Raw genomic sequence first — 14,060 nt, forward strand, 5'->3', positions numbered from 1 at the left:
TCCCGTATGACCGACGCTTGCGGCGCGGCGCCATATGACACCTGGCGGCAGCCGAAGCCGGACGTCGACACGACGAACTGCCCCCAGGTTTGGCTCAAGCGGTCGGACGATGGCGACGCCGTCTTCGTCGGGCACGTCAATCTATCCATCAACAATCTCGCGCGCGTCGTGTCTCTTCCTCTGATGATGTACGAGGATGACGCTGTGGGGCTGGGCGCGGACAGTTTCGGTCCGCGCTACCGCACGATTGATCTGCCCGTCGGCCGCTTGGATAGAGTCATTCCCAACGCCGAACTGCGCCACAGTCTCCACATCAAGGACGAGCACAACATTCCGGCCTACGCAATCGAGCACCAGGACGTGTATCGCGACGCCACATGCTTCAGTTGGCCGGCTTTATCCGCGACCCTGGAGCAGTATGAGGATCTGTTCGACCTCGACCTCTTCGTTCCCGGCGGTCGATGAGCGCGATCTACGAGGATCTGTGGTCCGGCGAGCTGGACGATTTCATCTTTGGCCCACTCATCGGCGAAGGCCAGGATCGCCAGGTCTACGTCTTTCGGCCGGACCCCACCCGCGTCATCAAGGTCGAGCGGCCCGGCGTCGAGTTCGCCAACGTCGCCGAGTGGGCGCTGTGGCACGAGGCGAAGCACGCCGGCGTAAACGAGTGGTTCGCCTCGTGCTTCGGCATTTCCCTGGGCGGCAATTTTCTCGTCCAGGCCCGCACGGAGCCCGTCTCCCCGCGCGATCTGCCCGAGCGACTGCCCAGCTTTTTTTGCCGACATCAAGCCCAGCAACTTCGGTCTGTTTGATGGACGCATAGTCGCGCACGACTATGCTAATCACAGCGTATATACCCGCGGTTTGCATAAGTGGACGCTGCGCAAGGTCTCCTCCAAGGATCGGAATCGGTAGACATCGGCCGATTTAGGATCCATTGTGCGATTTCGCGTCTTAACGACTTCGCGGAATCACCCCATGAACACGCTCGTTTTCGCCTCGATCTCTCAGAAGGGTGGCGTCGGCAAATCCACGATCGCCCGTCTTCTCGCGACGGTTTATGCTGGCGCCGGCTGGGAGATTAAGGTCGCCGATTTGAACCTCACCCAGAAGACGATCATCAATTGGCTTGCCGATCGCCTGCAAGCCGGCGTTCAGCCGGAGATCGCGGCCGAGCCCTTCGGCTCGGTCAAGAAGGCGCTCAAGCAGGCATCCCACTACGACGCCATGATCTTCGACGGCGCGCCGGACTCCCATCAAAGCACCCTAGAGATCGCCAAGGCGGCGGATGTGATCTTCGTGCCGTCCGGCGTGACCAAGGACGATCTGGTGCCGCAGGTCCTGCTCGCCAACGAGCTGGTCGACGTCCACAAGATCAAACGCGATCGGATCATGTTCGTGCTGAACAAGGCACTTGACAGTCAGGTGAGCGTGGATGAGGCCCGCGGTTTCATCGAGCGCGCCGTCTACACCTGTGCCAAGACCGCCCTGCCCGCGCGCACCGGCTATCAGCGTGCCCAGAACGCCGGCCGCAGCGTCATTGAGACGGAGTTCCCGACCTTAAACCAAACCGCCGACGCCCTCGCCCAGGAGATGGTCAACTTCATCGAGACCCGTGCTGGCCTTAAGGAGGCGGTCAATGGCTGAGGTCAGCAAGCCTGCGCGGCGCGGTCAAATCGGACGTCTGGGTGACGAGGCGCCGCCCGCGGCGGCCTCGTCCAATCTCACGGCCAAGACCTATCGCGATCTGAATTTTAAGGTGCCTCTCCACTTTCGTCAGCGGTTCAAGCTCGAAGCCGTGCAGCGTGACATGAGCCAGGTCGATCTGCTGCAAGCGGCATTCAACTACTTCGTCGCCCACAATCCACGAGACGGTCATGACGACGACGAGTAGCCCCTGGGTAGTCAACCTGCGTCGGAACTGCGTCTGGAACGCGCGGCGCGGGCTGAGCGTCAAGGTGCGGATCTACGTTGATCCCGTCGGCGGCGTGGAAGTGTGCGGTCGTCCGATCGGCCCCATGCCGGAGGGCATGGGCTGGGACGAGATTCAGTCGCTCATCAACCAGGGGACCGACGCCTTCCTCGATGCCTTCGTCCGCACGAGTGAGGAGTGCCGGCGACGGGATCTGAACCCGCAAGACCGCGACGATCGCCCGGATTTTTAAGCTCTGCACGTCTACCGTTCCGCCACGCCGACACTCCACGGTGAGATCTGTTTCACCACGAACCCGCGTCAGGGGCGCCACCCCAAGGATGTTTCGCGCGGCCCACGCCAGAATCCTGGATGCCGAGCGTCGAGCGTCGTGATCCAGAGCGCCCGAGCGCCGGGAGCTGGTGCGACATTCTTCAAGGCGTCGTCGAGCCGCGCTCTCCAAGGGCGATGCCGGGAGCCGCCGTGGTTCGGCTCCATCCCCATCACGAAAAACAGCACCCTTCTAAGACTTCGCGCGCCTCAGAAGCGTTTCGATATCGTGTCGAACGTCGATCGTTGCGCGTTGCGAACGTCACACTGACGTGTGGTCTTTGTGTCACATTATGTGTTGCATAAAAGACATAGCTCTAGATCGTCCAGGGAACGCCACACATGTGCATGTGTGGCGTTGGCTAGGGTTGGAGCGGAAACAGGAAAGACCGCACGCCAGCAACGCCACAATGCGGCCTAGCGTGCATGATCCAGATACGGCAAAGCCCGCGCTGCTAAGGCGCGGGCTTTCTTGTATCGTTACGCTTCCATGTTCGTTCTATTGCCCATCCCTTCGTTTAGAAGGTGGGAAGGCCGGATATACCGGCCCGCCCAAACTCCTTACTGTGCCACCAATTCCGCAATGTACGCGGTCAAGGGGTTTTTGTTTGCGCGGTACGCTTTGTTGCGCTGTTCGTCCACAACGCGGACAATGCCGCATGTTTGAAGTGCTCGCATTACCGGGCTTCCCTGCCCCGCTCCCGTTCCCTCTGCTTCATTGTTTCGGCGAAACTTGACGCTCCATTTTGCGTCAAGTGGGAGCTTGTCGGAAACGGACGCTTTCGCCATTGCATAAGTAAACGGCACCTTCTCTTGTTCAGTAACTTGAATGTTATGAAGAACAGCCCGCATATGCTTATTTACATCGGGGAAATTACCGTAGTAAAGCATACTGCCCAGATTAATAAGCTTGTCCATCGCATATACATTGTATAATGCGCCCTCTCTCTCTTTGCCCATAACAAAAGAAGGCGGAACATTTGCGGCAATACAGAATGCCGCAAAACACGGCTTTTTGCCGTTCTTATGATAACGGTCCAGGTTTTTCTGAATATTGGCGTTTGTCTTAGCTTTCTTTTTCTCGAACATTTTCCGCGCGTCAACAGACGCGGTAAAGTCAGAAAGCCAAGCCTCAATATCCGCTTGAGGAATAGACTTCATGATTTCCGGGAATGTGTTTTCCGGAGCATTGTTAGCGACGGTCGCTTTGATGTTCTTAGCAGCCATGTTCGGGACTCCGCTTGTGTTTGTTTTTGTGTCGCCATTTCCTTGCGACAATTTGATAAGAGCACGTTTCTATATGGTACGTCAATCCTGATTTATCATTTATATTCATGTTTAAAAACAATGCGTTACGCGCCGTTGCCACAAACTTACAAACGCACCATGGGAAATTCATAGCAAAGTCGCGCGACTCGATTCGTCAGATTCGCCAATCGACCGACAACCGGCCAAGGCACACATACATGTTTTGTTGCGTTGCTGTAATTGTCACGATACGACATTATGTCATTGTGCATTCGTTTCGTTGCGCTTCCTGACTCTTCCGCATACGCAATAACAAATATGCGAATGCTATTAAGATTCGTTCTTATATGAAACTATTAAGATATGTACATATCTACTTTATTGCAATGCCGCATTTATTGCGCTCTCGTGTCGTTACGTATACGCAATATCGCATATGCGACTGCGTCGCAAGTGCGATGGGCCGCCCATGGCCTCTCCATAGTCACCCCATGGCCGTTCCCATTCCCGTGACCTCATGACCGTTCCCTATGGGCCAGCCATGGTCGACCCTACGTATACCCGTACCCGTGATCCCATGGCCTTTCCCTTCCCCTTCGTCTGCCCGTGGCCGTTCCTCATAGGTGCGCCATGGGAACTCGGTCCATGGCGCACCCGTCCAGACCCATGCTGCCCACGGCGCCACCGAGGAGCAACCGTGGATCGGCGACGGGGCCTCCATGGGGACGCTGTGCGTGAAAGAAAGGGCGCATCGTCGCGCCCTTTCTCGCGCTATTGGGCGCGACGTGCTGCGCGCTCGCGCAACAGACGCTCACGCGCTGCGTTGCGTTCAGCAAGACGCCGCTGGGCGCGCTCGTACAGCGCGATGGGCATAACGTCGATACCCATCGCGCGCAGCATGGGCGCGAAGCGGGTCATAACAATGTTATCGTAACAGACGTGAATTTTCTCAAGACGGGACGCATCATCTTCGTTGTCGACGCATGTCGTGAGGGACGAGCGGTCAAGCTCGATCATGTCCGCGAGGGCATCGACGATCTTTCCGTCGAGAACTGCGAGACGGGACATTTGCTTACTCCGTTGTTTGTTGCGTCGCTTATTTGCGACACTGTGATTGTTTCACACAGACAACGGGTACTCTCGCGGGCTCTTTGCGGGTTATTTTCGGGTGTGGAGCTGGGCGGCCTGGTCTCGGAACGTCCGTGGCCTGGTCTCGGACGTCCCAAGGACGGAGTGTGGCTGGGACGAGGGAGAGCCATGCTCTCCCCTGCCCTCACGCTGTGAGCACGACGAACGCGGCCCAAAAGAGTACGAGCCATCCGACTGCAATAATCGCTTCCGCAATGATCGTCTTCATATCTTTCCTAAATCAGGTTTGATTTACCGTCGGGCGCACACGACTGCACGCTCGTCCTTGTTTCCGGTCGAAGCGTTCGCTTTACTTTCTTTATTGCGCTCTTTATTGCGAACGAGTATATAATATGACGTAACTACTAGGAATATAACTGGGTTCTTCGCGGTTTCCTTGTGGGTGTGGGCCGGCCATGTTTAATCTCGGGACTCCCGTGGCCGCGCGCCCTTGGCATCCCCGTGGCCGTTCCCCGCGGATCGTCCATGGTCATCGCACGGGCCGATCTCGGACGACCCATGGCCGTGGCTCTTAGTGCCCCCTTAGCCGTTCCCTATAGCCTGGAGCGCGCCGTTCCCGGATTTCCCGAGCCAAAAAGAAACCCGACTGGATGAACCAACCGGGTTTGAGTTTGCGGAGCAACAAAGTCTGTCCATGTCGGCGCCGGAGCGGGGCTCGACGCCGCCTCCTCTCAGAACCCTAGACCTTACGCAGCGTCACCTCCCCCATCGTGGTCTTGATCACCAGCTCGTTTGGCGCGCTCATGGCGACGATCGCCGTCAGCTCGAACGAGCCATCGCCCTCCTCCGGCGGATCCAGCATGACGTCGCCATCCAGATCGAACGTCTTGCTCAACCCCGCCGTCTGAAGGGTCTGCACGACGGCGCCCAGCACCGCCTGCACTTCACGCTCCGTCATCGCTTTCTCCTCGTCTGTATCAGCGCGTATCAACGCGCTCTCGATGACTGTGTTGTAGCGCAGCAGCAGCGGGATGTCGGTTAGGTTCGCTCCGGGTTCTGACGCTGCGAAAGAACGTCACTGAGCGCGCTCCAGTACGCTGTGCTGTGCTGATACGCGCGCGACACTGGAATGCGCTCACGCACGCGCGCTGTGACGATTTCGCGCGTTCCCGATGTCGCTCTTTCGAGTTTTCGCTTTTTTGCGTTTTCGCGAACGCGCGAGGTCGCGAACACATGGGCCGGCCTGGCGCCGTGGACCGGCCTAAAACTCACGGACCGGCCGAGAACGTCCGGACTTAGGAGGACCCATGGCTGGCCGCGCGACGCGAAACCCCTCGCTGAAGAGCGAAGGGGCTCGCGTGGGTTACGCTGCGTGGACGACGAACAGAGCTTCAATCGCGCTCGGGAGCGGGTTGTCGTAGGCGCTCATCAGCGACTTAATATCGTCACGGGTGAAACCGTGCGCATCCCGCAAGAACGTGACGAAGGCGACGAAGTGAACGAAACACTCCGGGACCATTTCGGACGTGTCGTAGGCGCGCTCATCCGTCTCGAAGTTAAAGAACACAAGAGCCGCAGCGAAGTGCGTCGCGTCACAACACTGAATATTCCAGGGCGACCCCGTAAAGCTGAACGCGCTGTCCGCATCCGTTTCGATCTTGAAGGAGTTCTCGAAATTGAGGGACTGCGTGATTTCGTCTTTGACGATGGTGAAGAGTTGGGCGGCAGTCTGAAACACTTGGAAAAATACAGGCCAGTGTTCTGCCTCATAAGTAAAAGTGTCGTTGAATTTCTGGGCGAAACGACAAAGGGCGATGTTCCCATAGTAGCATCGCAGCACACCCATAGACGTCTCATCGGGCGTGGCAAACGGTCCCTTGAAGTCGTTTCAAGCTCAGCGAACTGCGCGGGCGTGAGCACAATACGGGCAAAGTCTTTCTCGTTCATGGTCGTCTCGCTTTGTTGCTCATCAGCGTTGTTGCTGACGTCACAATGTAGTGCGCAGCGTGTGGAATTGCGGCTGGAGCTTCGACGGATACGACACTCCCCAATCCCGGTCATGGCTCTTCCGTGGAGAACTCCACGCGCACGGAAACCCCTCGCTGAAGAGCGAAGGGGCTCGCGTTGATCAGGTGGACAACGTTTGGACAGCCACGATCTCGAAGTGATTGGGCCAGTCGATTTCCGCCGCGCGCTCGCGGGCCTCATCCTGGTCGTTGGCCTCAAGGGTATCGTTGAACGGAACGCCCTCCTCGTCCACACACGAGACATGGAACAGATGGCGGCGCCGGCCCTCGATGACGCTCTGGGCTTTGAAGAACGTTGCGGCCAGGTCCGGCCACTCGCTCTGGAACTCTCGCAGGTCATTCGGGGCCGGATAGGCCGCGTTCACATCACTCACGAACTCGCGCAGCAGCGTGATGGAGTCAAACTCGTTCATCTCGATCCTCCTCGACTCAAAGACGCAGCACGCCGGGCGATCCGCTCGATCAACGTGTTATCCACGTAGTGCCCGATCACGTCGCCCGGCGGTTGAAGTCCCGTTACGCAACGTCGATGGCGATGTAAGCTTTGGGCGGAGGATCACACCGCACACACTCCAAAACGCCGGCGGTCATGGGAGAGTCCATAATACTCGCGTACTTGGTGGCAGCGTCGATTCGATCGCCCGCTTCGACGTTGACCTCGCCTAACTTCGTGTCACGATTCGAATAAACGCCAAATGTGTAAACGCTCATCTTCTTGCTCCGTGCTGTTGTTATCGACAATCACAACGTAGCAAGCGCCTGTTGGGGACGCGGCTGGGGACTTCGCGGAATAGCGAAAGCCCGATGTCGCTAAAAATCGCGCACAGAGCGTCACTGAGTGCGTTCGTTCGCTGTGCGCTGTCTGCACACACAAACGACAATGGAGCGCGCTCAGCGACGCTCTGTGCGATTTTCGACGTGTTTTATGCTGGGGTGCGCGCGTCTGTCGCTGCGTCGCGCAGTGTGGGCTGAAAGACCCTAAGACTCTTCAGGGGCTCTTTCCCTTTTCCGTCGAGAGTCCCGCGATCACGCCCTTGGGTGTTCCACGGCCAGTCCGTGGGGATGCTCATGTGCGAAGAAAGGGAGCTGGGCGCTCCCTCCTCCGTCCTACTGTGCGAGCTGCTCGATCTTGGTCTTCGTGCAGCCACTGCCTTTCGTGACCAGCTCCCGAGCTGTGCATTCCCGGCCGTTGGGCATCAGCCACATCCAGACGAAACCCTTGTCCGGGGCGAGCAAGGGTCGGGAATAACTCGTGACGTGCGGGCGATACGAACCGCCGCGAGACGTCGCGTGAACGTTCATGAGCGGCGCGAGGGCCAGACTCAAAGCGAGTCCGGCGAGAACAATGAAGCGCAACATGGGGCGTTCCCTCGGAAAAGAGGGAGAGCCGAAGCTCTCCCTGCGTCAATTACACGGCGGACAGAGCGCCCCAGGTGGCGCGCAGGGCGCGCGTCAGGGCATTGTCCAGCAGCTTGATCGTGGGGTTGCGCCCACCGTCCTTGACGACGATGCCCAACGTCTCCAGCGCCTGTACTGTAGACGACGCTTGCGTGGGCGCTGTGCTGGGAGACATCGTGTGCCGGACGAGATGCGAGCGCGCCCGTGACGCAACGTCGCTCTGATCGGGCTTGGGCGTGTAGTTTTGAGAGACGCACATCTTGGCGGTCTCCATGTCGAAGCTGAGCCCGGCGCTCTCGATCTTGAACAGCGACGCGAGAATGGCGCGATTGACCGCGTTCTTCGTCTCGTCACCCACCAAGCCCGCGACGAGATCGCCCAACTTACCGATCGCATAGACGTTGTACGCCGCACCCTCGCGAAGCTGACGGTTCATAAAGTCGGGTGAACGCTGCGCGGCGACGAACAGACGTCCCGTCGCGCGTCGCCCCACCTGCTTGCGCAGCTTCTTGATCGTGCTTTGGATGGACGTGTTGTCCGGATTCTTCTTGGCTTCACGATCCGCGCGCTCATCGAGCGCGTCGGCGATCGCGTGGTTCATGACGTCGGCGTCGCTGTCCGGAACCTGCATCATCAACTGCTGCAACGTCATGGGCTGTTCGGGCTCGATGGACATGATGGGCGTGTCGTCAATAGCAATGGCGTCGATCTCCGCATCCGTGATTATCTCCTCCACGGTCGGAGCCGCAGTATTCTTAGTCTTACGAGCAGCCATGATGTACTCCTATGATTTAATTGTCGCGCCGAACGTCGTTGCGTTCGACAGTTATATTTATCTCATGCTAATACTGGGGGCGCGGCTGGGTTGTGCGTGGGGATTTTGAGCGCCTGGTACTTGAACGCAAAGAAATGAACGCGCGTGCGCGTATCGAAAATAACTTGGAAAGCCAAGTGGGAACGCTGCGGGATCTTTGTGGACGTGAGCATCATGGCGTTGGAACCCCACACCTCCCATGGGCTTTCGCGGGGCTCATGCAGACTCTGCCCATGGTGCGCCTGTAGGAGTCCCATGGGCCGGGCGTGTATGGGATCACCACGGGCCGATCATGGGTGTGCGGTTCATGGAGCGGCCTAGGAGTGTCCATGGCCGGGCTCTCCACGGGTCGGCCGCGGGGTACGCACGGGATGACCATGGGCGGGGTTCCCACGGGTGTTCCGTGGGGACGGTCTTTGGGCGCGGTTCGCCGTCACCCTTTCCCTAAGCCGGCTCCTTGCCGTTCCCAAAATGGCAGATGGACGCGGCGAACCGTCGTGGTACGTCTAAGCCGGCTCCTTGCCGTTCCTGAAATTTCCGGCGTGTTTCTTTAAGGTGCGCCCACCAACCACTAATTCGCCCTCTCGCGCTTTCGCTAAATAGCCCTTTCCGGAAACCGCCCATTCGTTCTTTCGCTCTTAGGCGATCTCGCTCCGCACTGACGCTGCCCCTCTCCGGACGGACGCCCCCTCCCCCACTCCCACTCTCTACGTCCTCTGTTCCCGTGGGTATCGTCCGGACAAAAAAAGAGACCCGGCTCTCTTATGAGAAACCGGGCCTTGAGTTGGCGCCTGGAAGCCAGGCGCTGCGGAGTAGCAAATGACTGCTACGAGGCGGATGGTCTCGCGCCAGTGGCTAGCGGTCAAGGACCGGATCCGCCTCGTAACCTAGCAAAACTGCGGAGATCAGCCGCTAGCGCGTGTGCCGTTCTGAGTGCGCGCCGCCCCTGAAGGAGACCCGAAAACAACGTCGCGAGTGACGCTCTGTCTTGCTGATTCTGTTATAGCGCGATGCTGTCGGGCTTGCGATCGGGATCGTGCTTTCGCTCTTAGGCTAATTCGCTGGATCGCTCTTAAGCCGGGTCGCTGGATCGCTCTTGAACGAAGGTGCTAGATCGTTTCTGGATGACCGGCCGAAGATGATCTTGTGCTTGGATGATCGTCGCGGCCTGATTTTGATGGACTGTCTCGGTTCGGAATGATCGATGGCCTGCGTTGTCTGGACCGGAACGCTTTGACCTGTGATAGGCGGACTCTTGTGATTTAGATTTTAATTTTTAGGAAAGTTATCTGTTGGTGGTTTTTAACTGAGACTAAAAGAACATTTCATGAACACTTAAAGGTCTTCACCATGTGCCCCAGGCTGGCTCATGCTCGTAGGGATCTTTTTTGGGCGTGTTGATGAAGCCGATCTCCCGGAGAACCTCTGTGCGGATCACCTTGTTCAACCACGTCTTGAGCATGGTGTCTGTCTGTAGGCTCTCCGGCTTCCAGTCTGCTTGCCGGGTCCCCGCGTCCAAAATCTCCTCATTGATTAGCTCGCGGATGGCACGAGCCCGGATCGTGGGGAAGGCCATATCCTTACCTATGTATCCTTTGAACACGCTCGGGCTAACGCCTTCGGTCTCGAACTGAATTTGGAAGATCACGCGGTTCAGAGACACGGAGGTTTTGAGCTTGGTGACCGTGTGGTCCGGGAAGTCCGCGAACGTCTTTTTGATTTGCCGGAGGAGGGAGCTTGCCGTGCAGTTGATCATGGGTTCCTACCACAGACCCCAGGCTGGATGCGCCGCGGTGAGATCCGATTCAGGCGCGGCGTCGGCGATCTCTGTGTCGATCTCGATACCAAGACCTCGAAGAATATCCGGCCGGATCACCTTGTTGATCCACGTCATGAGTACCTGTTCGACCTCTGGGCCGATCCACTGCGCCATCTTGTGATCTTCTGGTAGTAAACGGGCGTTGACTAGTTCGTCCGCGGCTTTCGTTAAAAGTTCCGACCAGTTGACGCATGCACCTACGCGAGCGCCGATACAATTAAAAGCGTCGCCGTCTTTGAAGCCGATGCCTATCCGAATGTAGTCGTCATATTGGTTCTCACGGGTCACGATGTTTGTGACTGTGGCGTTTGGATTCTTGGCGAGTTTCACGCGGATTTTCTCGATCAACTTGCGTGTGGACAAGACCTCTGCGTAACTCGTCATTAACCGTTTCCTACCACAGACCCCAGGCTGGGCTCTTTCCGTAATGCGCTCGCTTCTTTTTGGCGCTGGTTCGAGGTGGATTGTTGGGCCTTTGGTCGCGAACCCATTCTTTGATCAGGACGTTCGTCGCGAGCATTCCCGGCTGCCAGTCCAAGCGCAGAGTTGTCGCGGGCAATTCGCGCCAGTTGTTTCTGTCACGGACGATCCGGTCAGTAACTTCGGCCCAGTGGTCGTCGATGACCTGTCCGACAAACTCGATCGGTTCCTGGTTGCGCTGCTTGAACTGGATACATACGCAAACGCAGCGATCAATCCTCGCCGTCGTGACCTCTGCGACCTTGTGGTACGGAAGGCTTTCGATCGTGTTTCGAATGTGATTGATGAGCGCGCTTGGCGTGTACAAATCCACTGTTCCCTCCTACCAGAGACCCCAGACGGCATTGTCTCGATTGAGGTCCGGCGTGGGCGGCTTGGGAACATCCGCGCGAAGACATTGGTTGATCCACTTGCCCAGCCACGTGGCGGCGAGACCATAATCCGGAATGAAGTTGTCCACGCCCACGCAACCTTGCGAAATGAGCCCGTGATCCGCCAGATTCTGCGACATGAGAATCAGCAGCGCCGGCCAATCCGATCTGTCGGACAGATGCGCTTCGACGGCGAGGCGCCCGCCGGCCGGTCGCTGAAACTCCACGAAGAGACAGGTGAGTTTGGCGGGCCAATGTGGATGCGCACAGGCGCGCACGGTCGCTTCGCTTTCTCGCGAAATCGCGACTGCGCGCTTTAGCTCCTTCACGAAATCGTCCGTCGTGTAGGACATCGACATGACGTCGCCTCAGAGCTGATACCCGTGCGCGATCAGGACGGCGGCGATGTTCTGCGCCTCCCAAGAGCCGGGCCGAACGCTAAGATGCCCCACGTCCTGAAGGAACATCGCCGCCATCGTCTCGACGGTGAGATGCCCGTGTGAAGTGGAGTCCGGGTTGGCGTCGTTGAAGGTCGTCAGTAGCTCCACGAGGTCTTCGTGAAGCGCGTCCGGAATTTCAAACGTGATCTGCGCCACCGTTCATCTCCTGTTTCATCTCGTTGAGCCGATGTCCGTAAAGAGCGTTCGCCAGCGCCCGCATCAGCGCCAGGGCACCGCTGTTCTTGGAGGTCGTGGCGGCGAGGGCGATCGGCCCCTCGCTCTTAACCTTCACCACAGCCCCGATCCAACCATCACTCCGCTCGATGTGCCAGTATTCAACAAGCGTGTGGCGGATAAGCAGATCGGTCGCGTCGTCCAGCGAGCCGATGTAGTTCAGACAGCCATCGAACCCATGCGTCGTCTCGATGCTGCGGCGCCAGCGGCGGGCCGGCAGAATACTGTCCGCCTCGACCGGATAGAGCCAACACTTTCAGTCCCGGCTCCGGCGCTCCATCACGTAGTTGTCCAGCGCGACGGCGATCGCGACGTTGGCGAGGGTCGCCGCGCGCGGCTCTGTCAGCGCCTGATCCGTGATTTTATTCTGGATGTCGCGCAGCGCGGCGAGAACAGGGTCTTCCTCTTCGGCTCGAATACGATCGGGCATCGTCTTGGCCGGGTGTTCCATCACCGTTCTCCCATGCGCGATTTCGCGTTTTCGTTCGGAGGTGCTTTCGCTATTTCGCGACAGACGCGAACCGTCCGGTCGCAGGCGTCCGTGTCGAACATGCCGATGTGACAGGCGTCGCGGTCGATCTCCAATTTCTCCGCCAACCAGGCATAGGCTTTTGCCCGCGGCATGATGCCGCCGCGCCAGATCGCATCAAACGCCACGTGCGCCTCATTCTTGGCGCGACGCAGCTCGGCGTTGGCGAGGCGGCCGAGAGGAGCGTGCCGGCGACTGTTCTTGTGACAGCCAACCCAGGCGCCGCACGGCGCGCAGCGCCAGAAGTGCTTGCGCGCCAGGTCGGGGCGATGCGGATAGATCACAGCACCTGTGACCAGCTCCGCATCGGCGCCGCAGTAGGGGCAGGGGACGCGCATCACGCCGCCCGTTCCCGAACGACGCCGGCCTCGAAAGTGTAGTCCGGCGTGCAGGCCAGCACGTCCGCCTCGCGCACATAGAGCGCCCTCTGAAAGTCGGGCCGGCACCACTCGTCCTCGGCGATGGCAATCTGCACCACCACGTCGTCATCAGTGTCGTCACACAACAACATGTAGGCGCCCACAGCTCGTCGCCCGTCACGCAACCAGAACTGCCCGTAATGAGGCTCGTCCGTGTGCTTCGCCATTATGCTGACCAGCATGGTCGTTCTCCTCATATCCGCAGTAGGGGCAGCCGGCGGCGTCCGCCGTCCACTCATTCGTCCACTCGTCACCGCAGCGCGGACAGGTCCGCCACTGCGGATGACGGCGGGGCAGGGGGCTTGGGCGCATCACTCGGCCGCCATGCTCTTGGCCGTCGACACGTCCATGATCGTGGTGAACTCCAGGCCCAGGCGCGCGATCTCGGCGAACTCGGCCGGCGCCACCTTGTGCAGGAAGAACAGCGCGCGACGGTGCAGCCGGCTGCCCGCCAGACACTGCTGCCAGACGTGCCCAACGGCCGCCTCGTCCGACGCGATGCGGTCCGCCTCGTCGTAACGCTCCAGGCAATAGCCCTTGCTATCATGCTTGAAGAGCCCCCAGCCTTCATTGAGCGCCTGCCGCTGATCGACCTGGTTCCAGTCCTCTTCGGTGATGATCAGACCGCTCGCGCGCGCGTTCATCTTCGCCAGCGGATGGACAGACATCGCCGTGATGGTCGACGGCGCGTCGGGCTCGTCCACGTTGGACATGCAAAGCGTTGGCAGCTCCGCCTTTTCGTCGGCGGCGATCAGGCTGATCGCGGCATCGCGATCAACGGCGCGCACAAGGTAGTGGCGCTTCAGTACGCGCGATCGGCGCGTCTCGCTCACGACTTCAAAAATAGGCATCGCTCTCTCCGTCACTGTGTGCTGACAGAATAAATGTACTAACGAAAACAAGGTCTTACAAAAGGGTACATCAGCTTTGATTGAGGAAAAAGGGTGGGT

At 58.8% G+C, this 14,060-nt stretch carries 22 protein-coding genes; 5 read left to right on the forward strand and 17 right to left on the reverse strand.

What is annotated here, in order from left to right; genetic code table 11:
• Positions 1-6: 6 nt before the first annotated feature.
• The 5 genes from GGD82_RS16285 to GGD82_RS16305 all read left to right on the forward strand — a co-directional run bounded on the left by GGD82_RS16285 (position 7) and on the right by GGD82_RS16305 (position 2,165).
• Complete coding sequence (locus GGD82_RS16285) at positions 7-465, forward strand: hypothetical protein (RefSeq protein ID WP_150063502.1); 459 nt, start codon at positions 7-9, stop codon at positions 463-465.
• The gene (locus tag GGD82_RS16290; protein ID WP_150063501.1) at positions 462-812 is read left to right on the forward strand and encodes a hypothetical protein; all 351 of its coding nucleotides are present in this window, start codon (positions 462-464) and stop codon (positions 810-812) included. The genes GGD82_RS16285 and GGD82_RS16290 overlap by 4 nt, the downstream gene beginning before the upstream one ends.
• Positions 813-978: 166 nt before the next feature.
• Positions 979-1,647: a ParA family protein gene (locus tag GGD82_RS16295; RefSeq protein ID WP_150063500.1), complete on the forward strand. Its 669-nt coding sequence runs from the start codon at positions 979-981 to the stop codon at positions 1,645-1,647.
• The gene (locus GGD82_RS16300) at positions 1,640-1,894 is read left to right on the forward strand and encodes a hypothetical protein (protein ID WP_150063499.1); all 255 of its coding nucleotides are present in this window, start codon (positions 1,640-1,642) and stop codon (positions 1,892-1,894) included. The genes GGD82_RS16295 and GGD82_RS16300 overlap by 8 nt, the downstream gene beginning before the upstream one ends.
• The gene (locus GGD82_RS16305; RefSeq protein ID WP_150063498.1) at positions 1,878-2,165 is read left to right on the forward strand and encodes a hypothetical protein; all 288 of its coding nucleotides are present in this window, start codon (positions 1,878-1,880) and stop codon (positions 2,163-2,165) included. The genes GGD82_RS16300 and GGD82_RS16305 overlap by 17 nt, the downstream gene beginning before the upstream one ends.
• Positions 2,166-2,803: 638 nt before the next feature.
• On the opposite strand, the gene GGD82_RS16310 is transcribed toward GGD82_RS16305, so the two are convergent.
• From GGD82_RS16310 to GGD82_RS16390, 17 genes are all read right to left on the reverse strand, one after another.
• Positions 2,804-3,469 (reverse strand): hypothetical protein, encoded by a 666-nt coding sequence (locus GGD82_RS16310; protein WP_150063497.1) that lies wholly within the window; start codon positions 3,467-3,469, stop codon positions 2,804-2,806.
• Between the two features lie 792 nt (positions 3,470-4,261).
• Positions 4,262-4,558: a hypothetical protein gene (locus GGD82_RS16315; RefSeq protein ID WP_150063496.1), complete on the reverse strand. Its 297-nt coding sequence runs from the start codon at positions 4,556-4,558 to the stop codon at positions 4,262-4,264.
• A 760-nt stretch (positions 4,559-5,318) separates the two neighbouring features.
• Positions 5,319-5,537: a hypothetical protein gene (locus GGD82_RS16320; RefSeq protein WP_150063495.1), complete on the reverse strand. Its 219-nt coding sequence runs from the start codon at positions 5,535-5,537 to the stop codon at positions 5,319-5,321.
• A 405-nt stretch (positions 5,538-5,942) separates the two neighbouring features.
• Positions 5,943-6,425, reverse strand: a complete 483-nt coding sequence (locus GGD82_RS16325) for a hypothetical protein (protein WP_150063494.1) — start codon at positions 6,423-6,425, stop codon at positions 5,943-5,945.
• A gap of 282 nt (positions 6,426-6,707) precedes the next feature.
• Positions 6,708-7,019 (reverse strand): hypothetical protein, encoded by a 312-nt coding sequence (locus GGD82_RS16330; protein WP_150063493.1) that lies wholly within the window; start codon positions 7,017-7,019, stop codon positions 6,708-6,710.
• A gap of 694 nt (positions 7,020-7,713) precedes the next feature.
• On the reverse strand, positions 7,714-7,965 hold the full coding sequence (locus tag GGD82_RS16335) for a hypothetical protein (RefSeq protein WP_150063492.1): 252 nt from the start codon (positions 7,963-7,965) through the stop codon (positions 7,714-7,716).
• Between the two features lie 49 nt (positions 7,966-8,014).
• The gene (locus GGD82_RS16340; RefSeq protein ID WP_150063491.1) at positions 8,015-8,779 is read right to left on the reverse strand and encodes a hypothetical protein; all 765 of its coding nucleotides are present in this window, start codon (positions 8,777-8,779) and stop codon (positions 8,015-8,017) included.
• Between the two features lie 1,384 nt (positions 8,780-10,163).
• A complete protein-coding gene (locus tag GGD82_RS16345) occupies positions 10,164-10,574 on the reverse strand; it encodes a hypothetical protein (RefSeq protein ID WP_150063490.1) in 411 nt (136 codons plus the stop codon).
• 6 nt (positions 10,575-10,580) lie between these two features.
• A complete protein-coding gene (locus tag GGD82_RS16350; RefSeq protein ID WP_150063489.1) occupies positions 10,581-11,021 on the reverse strand; it encodes a hypothetical protein in 441 nt (146 codons plus the stop codon).
• Positions 11,022-11,031: 10 nt separating this feature from the next.
• Entirely contained in the window at positions 11,032-11,430 is a 399-nt protein-coding gene (locus tag GGD82_RS16355) for a hypothetical protein (RefSeq protein WP_150063488.1), read from the reverse strand.
• 9 nt (positions 11,431-11,439) lie between these two features.
• Complete coding sequence (locus GGD82_RS16360; protein WP_150063487.1) at positions 11,440-11,847, reverse strand: hypothetical protein; 408 nt, start codon at positions 11,845-11,847, stop codon at positions 11,440-11,442.
• Between the two features lie 9 nt (positions 11,848-11,856).
• Positions 11,857-12,084, reverse strand: a complete 228-nt coding sequence (locus tag GGD82_RS16365) for a hypothetical protein (RefSeq protein WP_150063486.1) — start codon at positions 12,082-12,084, stop codon at positions 11,857-11,859.
• Positions 12,065-12,220 carry a hypothetical protein gene (locus GGD82_RS16370; RefSeq protein WP_184013301.1) on the reverse strand — a complete coding sequence of 52 codons (156 nt, stop codon included), beginning with the start codon at positions 12,218-12,220 and terminating at the stop codon, positions 12,065-12,067. The genes GGD82_RS16365 and GGD82_RS16370 overlap by 20 nt, the downstream gene beginning before the upstream one ends.
• Positions 12,221-12,418: 198 nt before the next feature.
• On the reverse strand, positions 12,419-12,613 hold the full coding sequence (locus GGD82_RS16375; protein WP_150063485.1) for a hypothetical protein: 195 nt from the start codon (positions 12,611-12,613) through the stop codon (positions 12,419-12,421).
• Complete coding sequence (locus tag GGD82_RS16380; protein ID WP_150063531.1) at positions 12,613-13,029, reverse strand: zinc-finger-containing protein; 417 nt, start codon at positions 13,027-13,029, stop codon at positions 12,613-12,615. Before GGD82_RS16380 ends, GGD82_RS16375 begins: the two co-directional genes overlap by 1 nt.
• Positions 13,029-13,292, reverse strand: a complete 264-nt coding sequence (locus GGD82_RS16385) for a hypothetical protein (protein ID WP_150063484.1) — start codon at positions 13,290-13,292, stop codon at positions 13,029-13,031. The genes GGD82_RS16380 and GGD82_RS16385 overlap by 1 nt, the downstream gene beginning before the upstream one ends.
• 129 nt (positions 13,293-13,421) lie before the next feature.
• Positions 13,422-13,961 (reverse strand): hypothetical protein, encoded by a 540-nt coding sequence (locus tag GGD82_RS16390; RefSeq protein WP_150063483.1) that lies wholly within the window; start codon positions 13,959-13,961, stop codon positions 13,422-13,424.
• Positions 13,962-14,060 lie beyond the last annotated feature (99 nt).

The sequence above is a fragment of the Roseospira marina genome, assembly GCF_014197855.1.
Classification (GTDB): domain Bacteria; phylum Pseudomonadota; class Alphaproteobacteria; order Rhodospirillales; family Rhodospirillaceae; genus Rhodospira; species Rhodospira marina.

Excerpts from the sequence above, each read along its gene's own strand:
- GGD82_RS16360 (WP_150063487.1), bottom strand. The coding sequence starts at position 11,847 with ATGTCGATGTCCTACACGACGGACGATTTCGTGAAGGAGCTAAAGCGC.
- GGD82_RS16350 (WP_150063489.1), bottom strand. The coding sequence starts at position 11,021 with ATGACGAGTTACGCAGAGGTCTTGTCCACACGCAAGTTGATCGAGAAA.
- GGD82_RS16305 (WP_150063498.1), top strand. The coding sequence starts at position 1,878 with ATGACGACGACGAGTAGCCCCTGGGTAGTCAACCTGCGTCGGAACTGC.
- GGD82_RS16385 (WP_150063484.1), bottom strand. The coding sequence starts at position 13,292 with ATGCTGGTCAGCATAATGGCGAAGCACACGGACGAGCCTCATTACGGG.
- GGD82_RS16325 (WP_150063494.1), bottom strand. The coding sequence starts at position 6,425 with ATGGGTGTGCTGCGATGCTACTATGGGAACATCGCCCTTTGTCGTTTC.
- GGD82_RS16390 (WP_150063483.1), bottom strand. The coding sequence starts at position 13,961 with ATGCCTATTTTTGAAGTCGTGAGCGAGACGCGCCGATCGCGCGTACTG.
- GGD82_RS16290 (WP_150063501.1), top strand. The coding sequence starts at position 462 with ATGAGCGCGATCTACGAGGATCTGTGGTCCGGCGAGCTGGACGATTTC.
- GGD82_RS16285 (WP_150063502.1), top strand. The coding sequence starts at position 7 with ATGACCGACGCTTGCGGCGCGGCGCCATATGACACCTGGCGGCAGCCG.
- GGD82_RS16330 (WP_150063493.1), bottom strand. The coding sequence starts at position 7,019 with ATGAACGAGTTTGACTCCATCACGCTGCTGCGCGAGTTCGTGAGTGAT.
- GGD82_RS16375 (WP_150063485.1), bottom strand. The coding sequence starts at position 12,613 with ATGGAACACCCGGCCAAGACGATGCCCGATCGTATTCGAGCCGAAGAG.
- GGD82_RS16310 (WP_150063497.1), bottom strand. The coding sequence starts at position 3,469 with ATGGCTGCTAAGAACATCAAAGCGACCGTCGCTAACAATGCTCCGGAA.
- GGD82_RS16295 (WP_150063500.1), top strand. The coding sequence starts at position 979 with ATGAACACGCTCGTTTTCGCCTCGATCTCTCAGAAGGGTGGCGTCGGC.
- GGD82_RS16320 (WP_150063495.1), bottom strand. The coding sequence starts at position 5,537 with ATGACGGAGCGTGAAGTGCAGGCGGTGCTGGGCGCCGTCGTGCAGACC.
- GGD82_RS16335 (WP_150063492.1), bottom strand. The coding sequence starts at position 7,965 with ATGTTGCGCTTCATTGTTCTCGCCGGACTCGCTTTGAGTCTGGCCCTC.
- GGD82_RS16345 (WP_150063490.1), bottom strand. The coding sequence starts at position 10,574 with ATGATCAACTGCACGGCAAGCTCCCTCCTCCGGCAAATCAAAAAGACG.
- GGD82_RS16300 (WP_150063499.1), top strand. The coding sequence starts at position 1,640 with ATGGCTGAGGTCAGCAAGCCTGCGCGGCGCGGTCAAATCGGACGTCTG.
- GGD82_RS16380 (WP_150063531.1), bottom strand. The coding sequence starts at position 13,029 with ATGCGCGTCCCCTGCCCCTACTGCGGCGCCGATGCGGAGCTGGTCACA.
- GGD82_RS16340 (WP_150063491.1), bottom strand. The coding sequence starts at position 8,779 with ATGGCTGCTCGTAAGACTAAGAATACTGCGGCTCCGACCGTGGAGGAG.
- GGD82_RS16315 (WP_150063496.1), bottom strand. The coding sequence starts at position 4,558 with ATGTCCCGTCTCGCAGTTCTCGACGGAAAGATCGTCGATGCCCTCGCG.